Here is a 14,339-nt window from a genome sequence, read left to right on the forward strand (position 1 = left end):
TCAAGGAGGCGAACCCGGCGGTCCAGCTCCCCGCACGCGTGGACGGCACCGTGCAGGCCGACACGATCGGCGCCAAGGGCACCACCCCGGAGACCTACCTGGGCTACTCGCGCTCGACCAACCTGCAGGGCAGCGGCAAGCTCACCCCGAACAAGACCGTTGCCTTCGGCCTCAACCCCGAGCAGCCGGACGATACCTTCAGCCTCGGCGGTGACTGGGTCGTCGGCACGCAGTCAGTGACCTCGACCAAGTCCTCGCAGAGCCGGTTGAATTTCAACGCCGCCAAGGTGTTCCACGTCCTGTCCGGCGAAGGAACCGTCACGGTCTCCGTTCCCGGCCTGCCCGACAAGACCATCAAGGTCTCCGGTACGCCGAACGCCTACCAGCTCGTGGATCTCCCGTCGCAGCAACGCAAGACCATGACCGTGACCTACAGCCCCGGCCTCTCGGCCTTCACCTACAGCTTCGGCTGAGCCGGTCTACCCACCCCCGGGCACCTCTGAACTGCAACCCCGCAGAAAGAACCCGAAATGACCGAGTCGACCATCCGTAACGTCATCATCATCGGCTCCGGCCCGGCCGGATACACAGCCGCGGTGTACGCGGCCCGGGCACAACTGCAGCCGCTCGTCTTCGAAGGCTCGGTCACCGCCGGAGGTGCCCTGATGACTACCACCGAGGTCGAGAACTACCCCGGATTCTCCGACGGCATCATGGGCCCGGCACTGATGGAGCAGATGCGCACCCAAGCCGACCGGTTCGGCGCCGAACTGGTCGCCGACGACATTGTCGCTGTCGACCTGACCGGTGACATCAAGTCGGTCACCGACTCGACCGGCGCCGTCCACCAGGCAAGAACCGTGATCCTCGCGATGGGCTCCGGCTACCGGAAACTCGGCCTGCCCGACGAGGAACGTCTGTCCGGGCACGGCGTGTCATGGTGTGCGACGTGCGACGGATTCTTCTTCCGCAACCACGAGATCGCCGTCATCGGTGGCGGGGACACCGCGATCGAGGAGGCAACTTTCCTCACCCGTTTCGCCGACAAGGTCACCATCGTGCACCGCCGCGACGAACTCCGCGCCTCCAAGATCATGGCCGAACGGGCCTTCGGTAACGACAAGATCCAGTTCGCCTGGAACTCCGAAGTCGCCTCGATCCAGGGCGCGGACAAACTGACCGGGATCACCCTGCGCGACACCGTCACCGGCGACACCCGCGAACTGCCCGTCACCGGCCTGTTCATCGCCATCGGTCACGACCCCCGCTCCGAGCTCCTCGAAGGCCAGATCGAGCTGGACGACGAAGGCTACGTCCTGGTCCGCGACGGCTCCACGAACACCAACCAGTCCGGAGTCTTCGCCGCCGGAGATCTCGTCGACCACACCTACCGCCAAGCGATCACCGCCGCCGGCACCGGCTGCTCGGCCGCGCTGGACGCCGAGCGTTACCTGGCCGCCCTCGACTTCGAGGCGATATCAGGACTCCGTGTTGCTGTGAGTTGAGCTTGTTCTGCACCGAATTCGGGACCCGCGCTCTGTCCCGGGAGCACCTCACCCGGAGATTCCCTGCCACGTCACCTATCCGCAGTCCGGTTGCCTACGAAGCTCAAGTGATACCGCCTCGTGAGGAGATGGTCAGCGGCATGAAGACCTGGAAACCGATCTATCGATGGTTGGCGGCGAGTGTCGGCTTCGCGGCTCTTGTCACCGTCGGTGTGGTGATCGTGGGCCCGGACGGTGAGCAACCACGTTCGACAGGTGAGGCACAGACCGCCCCCGCGGCCAAGCCGTCCACAGGTGCAAGCGGCGCTTCGGAGCCGGATGCGCTGGTGAACAGGATGCTTGAGCAGTTGCGCAATGGCGAGCCGGTTGAGTCGCAGTTCGCGCCGGGCGAGGAGAATCCGGCGTCCGGGGTCCCGATCGAGGCGATCAAGGCCAGGCCGGGTGAGCAGTTGCAGCTCGGCCGGCTCGCGATCCCTCGGCTGGGACTCGATGACGAGCTCAACAACGGCGTTGACGAGGCCGCCCTCGTGCAGGGGGTTGGGCACTGGCCCGGTACGCCGCTGCCAGGTGTTGTGGGTAATGCTGTGATCAGCGGGCACCGCAGTACCAACGAGAAGCCGTTCCTGCACCTGGACAAGCTCCGTCCGGGTGACCCGATCAAGGTCACGGTCGGGGCGAGGACCACGACGTACAAGGTGTTCAAGACCACGATCGTGCCGCAGGCCGACTACGTGAAGTTCGTGCTCAAGCAGCCCACGCGGTCCAGCGACAAGCTGCTCACCTTGTTCGCCTGCAATCCGATCACCGCCCACTACCAGCGCATCGTCGTGCAGGCGCGCGCCGGCTGAGGAGGTCGATAGTTCCCCTGAACCCAGTACGAACCTGATGCATACCGTCTCAACGCAGCTAGGAGAGTCATGGGTATCAAGGCAATCTTCGGGGGCTGCCCGGTCCTCGAGTTCGCAGCCGAGCAGGATCGGCGAAGCTTCCTGCGGAACGCAGCTCTGATCGGTGTGGGCCTCACGTACGTCGCGAGCCGAGCCGGTGACCCGGTGGCGTTCGGCACCGCCGATCGTGGCTACGGCGCGAGCGACGCGAACGCGAGCGACCTGGACATTCTCAACTACGCGCTCACGCTGGAGTACCTCGAGGCCGCCTTCTACACCGCAGGTCTGAAGGCGAACCTGTTGAAGGGGCGCGAGCTCGAACTGGTCGACCCGATCCAGCAGCACGAGGCCGACCACGTCAAGGTCGTTCGCACCACGATCACCGACCTGGGCGGCAAACCGGTGGCCCAGCCCAAGGTGAAGTTCCCGGACGGCACCTTCTCCAACCGGGCCAACTTCCTGAAACTGGCGGGAACCTTCGAGGAACTCGGTGTGAAGGCGTACCACGGCCAGGTGACCTTGGTGAAGAACCCCGAACTACTGGGCGCTGCTGCTTCGATCGCGGGAGTCGAGTCCCGGCACGCCGCGATCATTGCCCAGATCACCGGTGGAAATCCGTTCCCGGCGCCGATCGAAGCCAACCTGGCGATGGGTCCGGTCCTCAAGGCCGCCATGCCCTTCCTTGCGAAGTAGGAGGAACAGCTGATGACAGACACCACTGCAGACCTGATCCACGGCAACGCCTCCGCGGTACCGGCCGGCGTCGCCCTCGGCGCCTTGAACAACGGGTTCGCGTTGGCGAGCGCCAAGGACTTCAGGAACGACATCGAGGTGCTGAACTACGCGCTCGCGCTCGAGTACCTGGAGGCGGAGTTCTACCGGCAAGGTAACGCCGCGGATCTGGTCAAGGGCAAGGAGAAGCAGTACCTGATGCAGATCGGGGCCGACGAGGCATCGCACGTGGCGACCCTGACGGCGACGATCCAGAAGCTCGGCGGTACGCCGATCGGCGCGCCGGCGGTCGACTTCGGCGGGGCGTTCGAGAGCCGCAAGAGTTACCTGACCACCGCCCACGTCTTCGAGAACAAGGGCGTCGGCGCCTACCTGGGCGCGGCCGGGTTCGTCAAGGACAAGATGATCCTGCAGGCGGCCGCCGGTATCTTCGGCGTCGAGGCCCGGCACGCCGCGGTAGTGGGCAACCTGCTCGGCCTGAAGGCCGAAGGCGGTGTGTATCAGGGAGCGTACGAGAAGGGCATCGCCAAGGGCGACGTCCTGCAGGCGGTCGCACCGTTCCTGGTCGACCCGGACAAAGTGGTTGCCGCGATCACCTACTGATCCGCGCACAGAACGGGCCGGTCTCCCCTGGGGAGGCCGGCCCGTTCTGAAGTCTGACCTGTGCGCACGACCCGCGAGTCTCGTCGACCGCCTCGAAGGATCGTGCGTCCACCAACTGGTGACGTTCTTCAGCCGCGCACGGTGAGAACGATCAGTACGACGTTCAAAGAGGTGATCGCCGCGGCGACCACACAGGCCACCAAAGTGGTCTGCCAGCGGTTGACCAGCTCCCCCATCACCGACTTCGACGCCGTGATGCGAACCAAAGGCCACAGTGCGCACGGGATCCCGAAGCTCAACACCACCTGTGAAACCACCAAAGCCCGGCTCGGATCGATCCCGATAGCGAGGATCACCAGCGCCGGCAGCAAGGTGATCAACCGGCGAACGGCCAGCGGAACGTGGCGCTTCCAGAAGCCCTCCAGGATCACCGAACCGGCGTAGGTGCCAACCGAGGACGAGGCGAAACCGGACGCGAGCAGGGCCAGGGTGAACAGGAGTGCGGGCATTCGGCCGAGGTTGTCCCCGAATGCCTGGTACGCCGCCTCCAAGGTGTCTGCGCCGGATCCCTGGAGTGCGGCGGCAGCGACCACGACCATGGCCAGATTGACCGCTCCGGCCAGCGCCATCGCGATCCCGACGTCCAACCTCGTTGCCTTGAGCACCTGCAGCCTGCCGGCCGCTGATCGCAGCGTCCTACCGTGGCGGTCGGTGACGAGTGCACCGTGCAACCAGATCGCGTGCGGCATCACCGTCGCACCCAGCATGCCCGCGGCCAAGACCAGCGAGTCGGTGCCGTCCAGGCGCGGTACCAGACCGCCGATCACCGCCGCACCCGAAGGGTGTGACTGCACTGTCGAGACTACGAATCCGATCAGTACCACCGCGAGCAGCCCCCCAATCGCCGCTTCGAACGGCCGCTGGCCTCGTTTCGACTGGTAGATCAGCAACGCGAACGAAACCAGACCGGTGATCACGCCGCCGACGAGCAGCGGTACCCCGAACAGAAGATTCAGTGCGATCGCACCACCGACGACCTCGGCCAGGTCTGTTGCGATCGCTACCAGTTCTGCCTGCGCCCACAACCCGGTCGAGGTGAATCGCTTGAACTGGTCGCGGCACAACTGCGGCAGGGTGCGCCCGGTTGCGATACTGGCCTTGGCAGCCAGGTACTGGACTAGCACGGCCATCAAGTTGGCCCCCACTACCACCCAGCAGAGCAGGTACCCGTACGTCGTACCAGCGGCGATGTTGGTGGCAAAGTTGCCCGGGTCCACATACGCGACCGCAGCAACGAAGGCCGGACCGAGCAGTAGTAGACCAGACCGGTTCAGCTGGCGTTTCAGTGGAGCCGGTGCATACATGCTCCAGCCTCTCGCTCGACGACACAGGACCTGAATCGTTCGGAGCCACTCCACAGCCAGATCGGTGCACGCAGGTAGACGAGGGAGGTTTCCCCGGTGCCGGTGGCCGGTGGTCATCCGCGCAGTTCACCGGTCCGAATCCCGCCGTCCGCAAGAAAGCGAGACAGGGGATCCTTTCGGGTCCGGCACCGGGGAAACCTCTGGAGGTTGTCTGGATGTCGACTGTGGCAGCGCACTCAGAACACTGCGTCGGCGACAGCCAGACGGCTGATCGGCCGTGAGGCTATTGACCGATCAGGATCGAGGGCCGGTCAGGTGTGCACCGGCTCCGGAAGTCAGCTGAACAGACCCGATCACGATACTGAGGCCCGAGTGATAGTCCACGGCGTTCTCCTGTACAAGAGGTCGGGAAGCGGGACGCTGTCCGGATCCGTTCGGGCGGACGGGATCCGGGCTATGGAGGTGGCGCCCCGCGAGCAATACTGCTCCCAGCATGACTTCGGAACGGTCGGCGACGCGGATGGGTCAGCTCTCGACAGATCTCTCGGTGTGCCCAGCGGCCCGACCGACCCGCCGCTGTACTCGCTCCGAGCTCCGTGAACTGTCCGGGTGCCTGGCTCGGCCAGCACCGCTCCTTACGGCCCGGCGCCTAATGGTGACACCTCAGATCGGTGGTTCGTTCGTGAGCAGCCGAGCAACGATGTCCAGTCCCGTAGACGGCGCAGCGCCAGGGTCAGGTCTCGGTGAAACGCGAGCGGCTCCGATGGACCGGCATCGTCCTGGTAGCAGGATTCCCAGAAGGTGCGAAGGGCAGACAGCTCTTCGATGACGGCGCCGTGTTCGGGCCAGCATGGCGGTACTACTTTGTGGTCGAGGTTATAGCGTCCAGCGACCCAAACGACCCACTCCGTCAGACGACCTACTTCTTCTGCTGCGCTTGCGCTGTCCAAGTCGCGCCAGCAGACGACCAGCGGATCTGTCGGCGCTAGACCGTAAGAGTGGTTGTAGGTCATGGGTGGATGGTGGCTCGGGCGATGCTGAGGCGGATGGCGTCGGCGTCCGGGCGGTCGGGCCAGGGGGTCATGTTGAGGAGGATGGGTGGTGCGGTGCGGGCGAGGAGGATGCCAGTGCCGAAGGGGAGGGTGCGGATGACGTCGGGCGGGAGGATGGGGAGGCGGCGGGTGCTGGTTGTGGTGGTGCGGCCGCCGTTGGGGTCGCGGCTCCAGTTGCGGATTTCTTCGTCGCGTTCGCCGCAGACGGCGGCGAGGTCTTGGAGGTCTCGCGGTTGGGCGGAGCCGCCGAGGATCAGGCGCAGCGTAGCGGCGTCCCACATGGCGGCTGCGGCTTGTTCGCCCCACCGCTCGCGGGCTTGCGCGAGGGACTGAATGACGACGTGGGTGGAGATGCCGGTGCCGCCGCCGTCGGCCATCAGGCCCGGCAGGGAAGGCACGGCGCAGAGGTTCGCGATCTCGTCGAGGACTAGGGCGAGGGGTGGTTCGAGTCGGCCGCCGGGGTTGTGGGCGGCGATCTGGCGGGCGGATTCGGTGATGTCTTCGAGGAGTGCGGCGATGAAGGCGGAGGTGGCGGATGCGCCGGCGCCGGTGCCGAGGAGGTAGATGGTTCCGCGTTGCTGGATGAAGCTCGCGGGGTCGAGGCCTTGGTCGGGTGGTGGGTCGAAGGCGGTGCGGACGGCGGGGTCGGCGAGGGCGGAGAGGGCGGAGCGGACGCCGGCCCAGATGGCGTCGCGGGTGCGGCTGTCCATGCGGACGATGCCGTCGAGGGTGTCGCCCCAGCCTTCGGCGGCGTCGGTGTCGCGGTTGAGGATGGTGACGGCTTCGATGGCGGAGGCTGGTTCGAGGCTCCAGCGGTAGAGCTGGGCGATGCCGGTGTCGTCGAGGGCGGCGGCGTGGAGGAGGCCGCGCAGTGCCATTTCGGTTTGGCCGTGCCAGAAGGCGGCGTCGCTGACGTTGCCTTTGGCGAACCCCGCGCCGGCGGCAAGGCCGGAGGCGCGGACGATGGCGGTGGTGGGGTTTTCGCAGCCTCGCACGGGTGACCAGCGGATGCCTTCGGTGCGGCCGAGGGCTTGGGGGTCGAAGACGGCGACGGGGCCGATGGTTCGGCGGCGTTCGAGGGTGGCGGCGAGGTTGTCGGGGCGGGTGGAGGTGGTCACGACGGCACCGGGGGCGTCGATGATGGCGGCGATGATTTGGTGGAGTCCTTTGCCGGAGCGGGGTGGTCCGACGTCGATGCGGGAGTCTTCGACCGAGGCCCAGCATTCGCGGCCACGAGCGTGGCCGAGCAGGGTTCCGACCTCGGACGGCGATGCGGTTGGCGCTTGGGGGCGGGCGCTTCTCCCCCGGCGGATGACTTGGCGGCGTCCGACGGCGACTTCGATCTCGCCGCGCGTGGCGAGACCCGGTCGTGCGGCGACAACGCGGGCGCGGCTGGCGGTGCCGGCTTTGCGGTGCTGCCAGACCTGCAGGCCGGCGTAGACGGCGCCGAGCGGCACGCCGAGGACGACAGCGACAGTCACCCAGTAGACGGTCGGCGGCAGCTGCGCCGGGGTCATGCCAAACGCCGCCCCCGGATTCCCAGGATTCAGCGGCGCTCGAAGTGCATCGATCCAGGGAGTGGTAACCCATTCGCCGGTAGTCAGCAAGCTGGCGATCCCGCCGGCGGCGTAGAGGACGCCGGTGAAGGCGAACAGGACGGCGCCTGCGATGAGGAGGGTGTCGGTGAGGTCGTGCCCGGAGCGCTGGTTCATCGCGGTCACATCCGGGCGTCGGTGTCGAAGAGGGCGACCTCGCGAGCATGCCGGACCAGCTGCACGACGAACGACCGGGCCGGGAGCCGCCACAGCGCCCGGCCTTTCGGGAGCTTGGCGATGGTGGCGATCTCGACGTCGGTCAGCCCGAGGAGGCTGGCTGTACGGGCGAGCTGGTCGGATTCTTGGCGGAGCATGATCCGGGTCGAGCAGTCAGCGAGCAGCCCTTCGGCCAACGCTCGCGCTTCGGAGCCGATGTCGCCGACGGCCGCGAGGTCGGAGAGTCGGTGGACGATGAGGATGTTGGAGACGCCCCAGGCGCGCGACAGCTTCCACTGTTCCTGCATGCGGCGCAGGAGCGCGGGGTCTCGCATGACGCGCCAGCCCTCGTCGTAGAGGATGAACCGGTTGCCGCCGGCCGGGTCGGCGACGGCCGCCTCGAGCCAGGACGAGGCGCAGGCGAGGGTGAGGCGCAGGGCCTGGTCGTTGCCGCCGCTGCTCAGCCAGGACGAGTCGAGGGTGACCATCGGCAGGGCCGGGTCGAACTCGGTGGTCGACGGCCCGTCGAACATCCCGGACAGGTCGCCGTGGACCAGGCGCCGGATCGCGTGGGCGACTTCGCGCCCGTCGGCCACCAGCGCGACGCTGCGTAGTCCGGCGCGGTCGGCGCGGGCGGAGTCCGGGGTGAACAGTGCGACGACGACGTCCGGGATGGTCGGCTCGCCGGTCTGGGCGCAGGCGGTCTCGAGGGCCAGGTCGAGGGCGGTGTGTTCGATCGCGGCCAGCGGGCGGCCTAGGGTCGATTCCGCGAGCGTTCCGAGCAGTGCCCGGCGGCGAGACCAGACGATGCGGTCCCATTCGTCGTCGTCGACAGTCGCTGGTTGGCGGCCGGCGTCGAGGGGGTTGAGTCGGGTGGGGAGGCCGGGGCCGAGTTTGATGGTCGAGCCGCCCATGGCCTCGGCGACCGCGGTCCACTCGCCTTTCGGGTCGCACGGGACGTAGGCCTTGTGGCCGAGCGCGAGTGAGCGGGTGATGAGCGCTTTGGCGGTGGATGATTTTCCGCTGCCGATGACGCCGGCGAGCAGGACGTTGGGGTTGGTGATGACGCGGTCTTGGTAGAGGACCCACGGGTCGTAGACGAACGAGCCGCCACTGAACACGTCCGAGCCGATGTAGGTGCCGTCGGCGCCAAGTCCGCCTTCGGCCAGGAACGGATACGCGGTCTGCAAGATCCGCGTCGTCGCCCGGTGCTTATCGACCATCAGCTTGGGACTGCTCCCGGACGCCGTCTCCAGCGACTGCGCCGCCGCACCGCGGCCGACCGGGCTGGTTGCGCGCCGGGCGCGGTTGGCTTTGCGGGTGGCGCGGTCGACGCCGTCGAGTTCGTAGTAGGCAGATTGCTGCTTCATTCAGAGTCCAATCCCGAACGGAAGGGCGGCGGCCATGAAGCCTTCGAGCTGCTGCCCGACGAGGCGGCGGACGTCGAGGAGTGCTTGGGTGGCGGCGATCTCGATTTCCATGCAGGCGTCGTCGAGGGCTTCTTGGGTGTCGCCGGACACGACGATCAGGCCGAGCCAGCGGACGTCGCCGTGTCCGGCGGCCAGGTCGCGTTCGCGTTGGGCGACGTCGGCGTCGAGCTGGCGGTCTTCTTCGGTTTCCAGTTGGCCGATTTTGGCGCGGGTCGCGCGGTCGGTGACGCGTTCGACCTGGTGTCGGCGCGCGTCCCGGAGTGCTTTCGACATCGGGATCGGCTGGAGCACGAGGCTGAACGTCCGGCGGATGCCGGGTTTCAGGAGCAGTGGGCTGAGGAACGACGGGCTCGCGCGGACGCGGGGCCATTCGGTGACTACGTAGACGCGGTGGAACGATGAGTCCGTGCGGAGTTGGTCCCAGTCCTCGTCGACCGCCAGTGGCCCGGCCTCCGACGCATCCAGGGCCTGGGGTGAGGGGATGGTGCGGGTTGCGGCCGGGTCGAACGCGACCCGCAGGCTCATCGCGAGCTCCTGGGCGTTGAGCCAGCAGCCCGCGACGCCGGCGGCAGCCAGCGAGGTCTGGAACGCGCGGGCCTCGGACTCCAGGACGGCGGTCGCGCCGAGGATCCCGCCGCCGTGCTTGCGGACTTCCCGCCCGACTGCGTCCAGATCGATCGCGAGGCTGAACAGCGTCTCGTGCCGCGCGGCCGCGGGCGCTGCTTGCCGCAGCAGGTCGGTGTAGATCGCACCGGCCGCCGTGGCTGGGTCGACGTCCCTCTGTTGGGCCCATGCGCCGAGTTCGTCGCCGGGATCAGGCAGCGTCCGCTCAAGCACCTGGGCGCGGGCGATCCGGTTGCTCTGGCACAGGCCGGCGATCAGCTGCCCGTATGCAGTGACGCGGCGGTCCTGCTCGTCGGTGTTCTGCAGCAGGTGCGCTGGGCCTTCGATCTTCGCGACCGCGATCAGCCGGCGCCGCCGCGGATCGTGAACGACGCCTATCCCGGCGGACGTCGTGAGCATCCGCAGGACGCCGCCGCCTCCCGGCAGCTGCAGCCGGCCGTGCTGGCGCGGCTCGACCACGTCGGCCCGGTGCGAGCGCCGCCGTACGAGATGCATCAATCGCAGTACCAGCCACCGACACAGCGGGACCTCCTCGGCACGCAGGAACGCGACCGCCAAGCACCCCGTGGCGACCGAGAGCGCGCCGATCATCGGGGCCATGGGCAACTGATTGACGAAGGCCAGCGTCGCGATGATGACCGCGGCCAAGGTCAGGGCGACCTGGACCGGCCGGAGTCCGAGCAGTACCGCGTTGCGTTCGGGTCGTGGGAATCGAGTAGTCAAGGTGCTTGGGCTGGTCATCGCTGGTCTCCTCCCTGGGTGTCGGAACTGCCTGCGGTGTCGGACTGTTGTGTCGGCTCCTGGCCGCTCACCGCGACCTGACTGGTGGCGACGGCAGTGGCCGAGCTCCCTCCGGAGTCGTGATCGCTGCCTGCCGATGGCGGGGCGGATGTGCTGTGGTCAACAACGACCACCTCCGCACCCGGCGTCAGAGACAGGCCGGTCTGCTCGTCGGACGACTTGCCATCGCCCGGCGTCTGGTCTCCGACGACCGGCGACGAATCGCCACCGCCGCTGGAACCGCCGAAGTGGTGCGCGGCCCAGCCGTAGCCCTGTTCCGCCCGCTGCTTCAGCGCGGAAGCTCCGACCGCGCCTTGCTGGAACAGCTGCGCTGCGGCGCCGGCGTGGTCACCGGCCCAGTGGACGAAGGAGAACGTCGCCAGCGGCGCGAACGCTGCCATCGCGAACAGCAGAATCCCGGTCAGGAACGTGCCGATGCTGGTGTCGCCGTTCACGGTCGCGTTGCCGGTGGCCGACAGGCCGAGGGTGAAGATCATCGCCATCGCGATCTTCGAGAACAGCAGAGCGGCGACGATCTCGATCCAGCGGCGCAGCCAGTGCCGGGTCGCCGACCAGGTCCAGCTGGTCATCGCGATCGGCGCGAACACCACAAACGCGACGATCGCGACCTCGCGGATCAGCATCACGAAATACAGCGATAACACCGCGAGCAGGCCGAGCGTGATGGCGGTCATCATGCTGCCGCCGAGCGTCGGCAGCGAAAGCTCAGCCGTCAGCGTCACCATGCTCTTCAACGACTCGACCGCCGACGGAGTCCCCTGCAGGATCCCGCCCGAGATCTGATCCACCACCCGGCCCAGCCCGGCAACCACGGCGACCGCGAGCGGGACGCCCGCCGTCCCGACCAGCGCGCCGACGACGGCGTGGCCCAGGCGTCCGGGCTCACGGCGGACGAGGGCGGACAGGCACTGGAAGATGAACATCGCCACCAGGATCGGGAGCGAGATCGCGACCATCAGGCCGAGGTTCTCGTTCCACCACGCCTGGTCGAACTGCGGCGAAGTACTTTCGCTGAACGACGTGAACACGTACGTCGTCAGATCGGACATCCCTTTCGCCATCCACTCAACGAACGACTGCCACATCGACTCCGACGCCGACTCCGCAGCACCCGCGGCGACACACGCGGTCGGGTTGATCAAGCACTGAATCCAGTCCATCGCGGGTCAGGCGATCTGGATGCCGCTGAAGAAGCGGATGATCCCGTTGGCCGAGCTGATCAAGATCGCCGCGCCGACCGCGACCAGGCACCCGAACTTGCCTTTGCTCGCGTAGCCGGCGTTGCCGTTGATACTGCCCAGCCCCCACGCCGCGGCAGAGATGACGAACACCGCGACGCAGACCGCGAGACCGAACGGCAGCAGCGCGCCGATCATGTGCCGAAGCGCCGGCAGGCCGGGCAGCCCGTCGGTGTTCGGTTTGATGCCGGGATCGGCAGTGATGAGAAGACTGAACACGGGGACTTCCTTCGCTCATTCAAGGGTGGAGTAGATCGGAGGAGACCAGCCGAGATACCTCGAGCCCCACTGCGACTCGATGCGCTCGAACGGGACCTGGTAGACACCGCCTTCACCGGCCACGGAATCGCCGATGTCGTTGGACACGATCTGGCCGCCGCCGATGTAGACCGCGACATGTCCGAAGACGCCGCCGGTGTCCCAAAACAGCAGCGCGCCGACCGGCGGACTCCGGTCACCGCGCCGCGCCTGGCCGGTCTCGACCATGTGGCGCCACTGCACCGCGGCCGAGTAATAGCCCGACCGCGGCCGGCCCCAGATGTTGGCCGCCAGCCGCGCGCACAATTGGTAGTAGCCGTGGCCACCGACCAGCCGCAACGCCCGTCCCACCGCAGCATCAGCACCGGGCAGCGATCCGGCGTCCGTCCCAGCCGGCAGTGGCGGTGGCGGCGTCGTCGTGTCGCAGTCGGGCGGGACCTCCTCGGTCGGTGTCGCGATACAGATGTCGCCGCTGCTGGAGTGGGCGGCGATCGCCAGGGGCGCGACCAGGCCGAGCCCGCTGGCGAGCAGCGCGCCCGCCAGCGTCAGCTTGACGATCACAACGAGATCTCGCCCGACCCCGACCAGAAGCTGCAGATCGACGTGCAGGCCACGCTGACCGACGCTCGCCGCTCGATCACCGTCGACTTGTCGCCCGTAACCACGGACTGCTTACCGCGCAAGATGAACGCCCGCCAACCCTCCGGCAGACCCTGGCGCAACCGCAGGCTGTCCAGCTCCGGCGTCGTCGACGCGGTGACCTCGAACACCGACCCGCGGGCCTTCTGGATCGCGAGCTGATCGAACTCCGCCCACGTCGGCAACAGACTCCGCGCCACCGCGATACCGCCAGGCGCGTTACCCGCGAACGTACTCACGCCGTCGCGCCAGTCCGAGTAGTCGTGCCTGGCCGTGTCGTAGGTCCAGATCACCTTCGCGAACGCCAACGCGTAGGCGTGCGGGTCCTTGGTGACCGGCCGCTTCCACTCATCGAGCTGCCGCGAGCCGATATCGACCGTGCTGCCCGCCTCGGGCTCGATCGCCTGTGGTGACCGCTGGCCGCAGCCGGCCAGTAGCACTACGAGGGTGACGCCGAGCGCGATGGCGGTGGGGATCACGATCTTGGACCGGATCGGATGCTTCACAGTGGTTCCTCTCTTGGGGACTTGGGTACGCCGCAGCCACGCGAACCCCAGCGACGCCAGAGGCGGCGGGAGGATGCGGAGCGCGGACAGAACGTGCAGGTTGAACCTGAGCTGCGCGCGGTAGTACCGAACGAGCCAGTTGTGGCGGGGTACGTGTGAGGAGTTGTGCGTCATACCGGGCATCAACGGATCAGCCCGGGAGACTTTTCGGATCAGGCGGCTGCGAGCTGCCCCAGACCGACCAGCCGGCGGCGGCCGAGAGCGCCGCTTCGACCGAAAAACCGCAGGTCACGGCCAGAAGCAGCCCAGATCCAGCGCCGGACGTCGGGTTCTGAGAAGACTTTCTCCGGTGGCTGCCCAGATGCGAGCCGGGCCAGCGCCGACGGCCTGCCGGCGCCGCCGCGGAGCAGCCAGCTGAACGCCTCGGCCTGCTCCCCCGTCGCACCGACCCGCCGCAACCGCAGCACGATCGCGGCCCGGTAGTACGGCGGACCGTCCGCCGCCGCCCGGACCAGCGACCGAGCCGTCACCGCAGACAACCCGCCCCGCTCCAACTCGTCGACGATGCGATCCAGGTGGTCGCCCAACCGAGGAGCGACCACCTCCTGTTCGGGGAATTCGGCCAGCAGCGACAACCGGCGCCGCCTGGCCAGCTCCGAACGCAGCAGATCCGTCAGCCGCCACCGGACCAGGTTGTTCAGGTAGCCCCACGAGACCCCCTGTGCCGGCGGCGAGCCCGCCAGCTCGCGGCACCGCTCCCAGGCGATCACCCGAGCCAGCTGACTGGCCTCGTCGTACCCGAGCGCTGCCCGCAGCCTGCTCGACAGCGGTGCCACGATCCGCTCCTCGATCCCCTCGGCCAATCGCCTGGACGGACCTTCCGCCCAACCCGATCCAGCCGCATCGGCGATGAGTACCTCCAACTCCTCTGTCATCGAGTCACTCCATC

General features: G+C 67.7%; 13 protein-coding genes and 1 pseudogene. 5 read left to right on the plus strand and 9 right to left on the minus strand.

Features of this window, described 5'->3' with window-relative positions; all coding sequences use genetic code 11:
* From HPO96_RS20740 to HPO96_RS20760, 5 genes and pseudogenes are all read left to right on the plus strand, one after another.
* Positions 1 to 473: pseudogene (locus tag HPO96_RS20740) on the plus strand (cytochrome c biogenesis protein DipZ); the annotation flags it as partial.
* A 57-nt stretch (positions 474 to 530) separates the two neighbouring features.
* Positions 531 to 1,505, plus strand: a complete 975-nt coding sequence (gene trxB / locus HPO96_RS20745) for a thioredoxin-disulfide reductase (RefSeq protein ID WP_171675181.1) — start codon at positions 531 to 533, stop codon at positions 1,503 to 1,505.
* A gap of 140 nt (positions 1,506 to 1,645) precedes the next feature.
* Entirely contained in the window at positions 1,646 to 2,353 is a 708-nt protein-coding gene (locus HPO96_RS20750; RefSeq protein ID WP_202886250.1) for a class E sortase, read from the plus strand.
* 69 nt (positions 2,354 to 2,422) lie between these two features.
* Positions 2,423 to 3,085, plus strand: coding sequence for a ferritin-like domain-containing protein (locus tag HPO96_RS20755; protein WP_171675182.1), 663 nt, complete (start codon positions 2,423 to 2,425; stop codon positions 3,083 to 3,085).
* A 12-nt stretch (positions 3,086 to 3,097) separates the two neighbouring features.
* Positions 3,098 to 3,727 carry a ferritin-like domain-containing protein gene (locus HPO96_RS20760; RefSeq protein WP_171675183.1) on the plus strand — a complete coding sequence of 210 codons (630 nt, stop codon included), beginning with the start codon at positions 3,098 to 3,100 and terminating at the stop codon, positions 3,725 to 3,727.
* 128 nt (positions 3,728 to 3,855) lie between these two features.
* Here the strand turns inward: HPO96_RS20760 and HPO96_RS20765 are convergent, their stop codons facing one another.
* From HPO96_RS20765 to HPO96_RS20805, 9 genes are all read right to left on the minus strand, one after another.
* Entirely contained in the window at positions 3,856 to 5,091 is a 1,236-nt protein-coding gene (locus HPO96_RS20765; RefSeq protein ID WP_171675184.1) for an Nramp family divalent metal transporter, read from the minus strand.
* A 1,009-nt stretch (positions 5,092 to 6,100) separates the two neighbouring features.
* Positions 6,101 to 7,855 carry a type IV secretory system conjugative DNA transfer family protein gene (locus HPO96_RS20770; protein WP_171675185.1) on the minus strand — a complete coding sequence of 585 codons (1,755 nt, stop codon included), beginning with the start codon at positions 7,853 to 7,855 and terminating at the stop codon, positions 6,101 to 6,103.
* 5 nt (positions 7,856 to 7,860) lie between these two features.
* Entirely contained in the window at positions 7,861 to 9,264 is a 1,404-nt protein-coding gene (locus HPO96_RS20775; RefSeq protein ID WP_171675186.1) for an ATP-binding protein, read from the minus strand.
* A complete protein-coding gene (locus HPO96_RS20780; protein WP_171675187.1) occupies positions 9,265 to 10,689 on the minus strand; it encodes an SCO6880 family protein in 1,425 nt (474 codons plus the stop codon). It lies immediately after the preceding gene.
* Positions 10,686 to 11,909, minus strand: coding sequence for a TrbL/VirB6 family protein (locus HPO96_RS20785; protein ID WP_171675188.1), 1,224 nt, complete (start codon positions 11,907 to 11,909; stop codon positions 10,686 to 10,688). Before HPO96_RS20785 ends, HPO96_RS20780 begins: the two co-directional genes overlap by 4 nt.
* Positions 11,910 to 11,915: 6 nt before the next feature.
* Positions 11,916 to 12,206 carry a DUF6112 family protein gene (locus HPO96_RS20790; RefSeq protein ID WP_337796740.1) on the minus strand — a complete coding sequence of 97 codons (291 nt, stop codon included), beginning with the start codon at positions 12,204 to 12,206 and terminating at the stop codon, positions 11,916 to 11,918.
* A 15-nt stretch (positions 12,207 to 12,221) separates the two neighbouring features.
* Complete coding sequence (locus HPO96_RS20795; protein ID WP_171675189.1) at positions 12,222 to 12,806, minus strand: CHAP domain-containing protein; 585 nt, start codon at positions 12,804 to 12,806, stop codon at positions 12,222 to 12,224.
* A complete protein-coding gene (locus HPO96_RS20800; RefSeq protein ID WP_171675190.1) occupies positions 12,803 to 13,390 on the minus strand; it encodes a hypothetical protein in 588 nt (195 codons plus the stop codon). The genes HPO96_RS20795 and HPO96_RS20800 overlap by 4 nt, the downstream gene beginning before the upstream one ends.
* A 212-nt stretch (positions 13,391 to 13,602) precedes the next feature.
* On the minus strand, positions 13,603 to 14,325 hold the full coding sequence (locus tag HPO96_RS20805; RefSeq protein WP_171675191.1) for a hypothetical protein: 723 nt from the start codon (positions 14,323 to 14,325) through the stop codon (positions 13,603 to 13,605).
* Positions 14,326 to 14,339: the final 14 nt, after the last annotated feature.

It is taken from the genome of Kribbella sandramycini, from assembly GCF_013131805.1.
GTDB lineage: Bacteria > Actinomycetota > Actinomycetes > Propionibacteriales > Kribbellaceae > Kribbella > Kribbella sandramycini.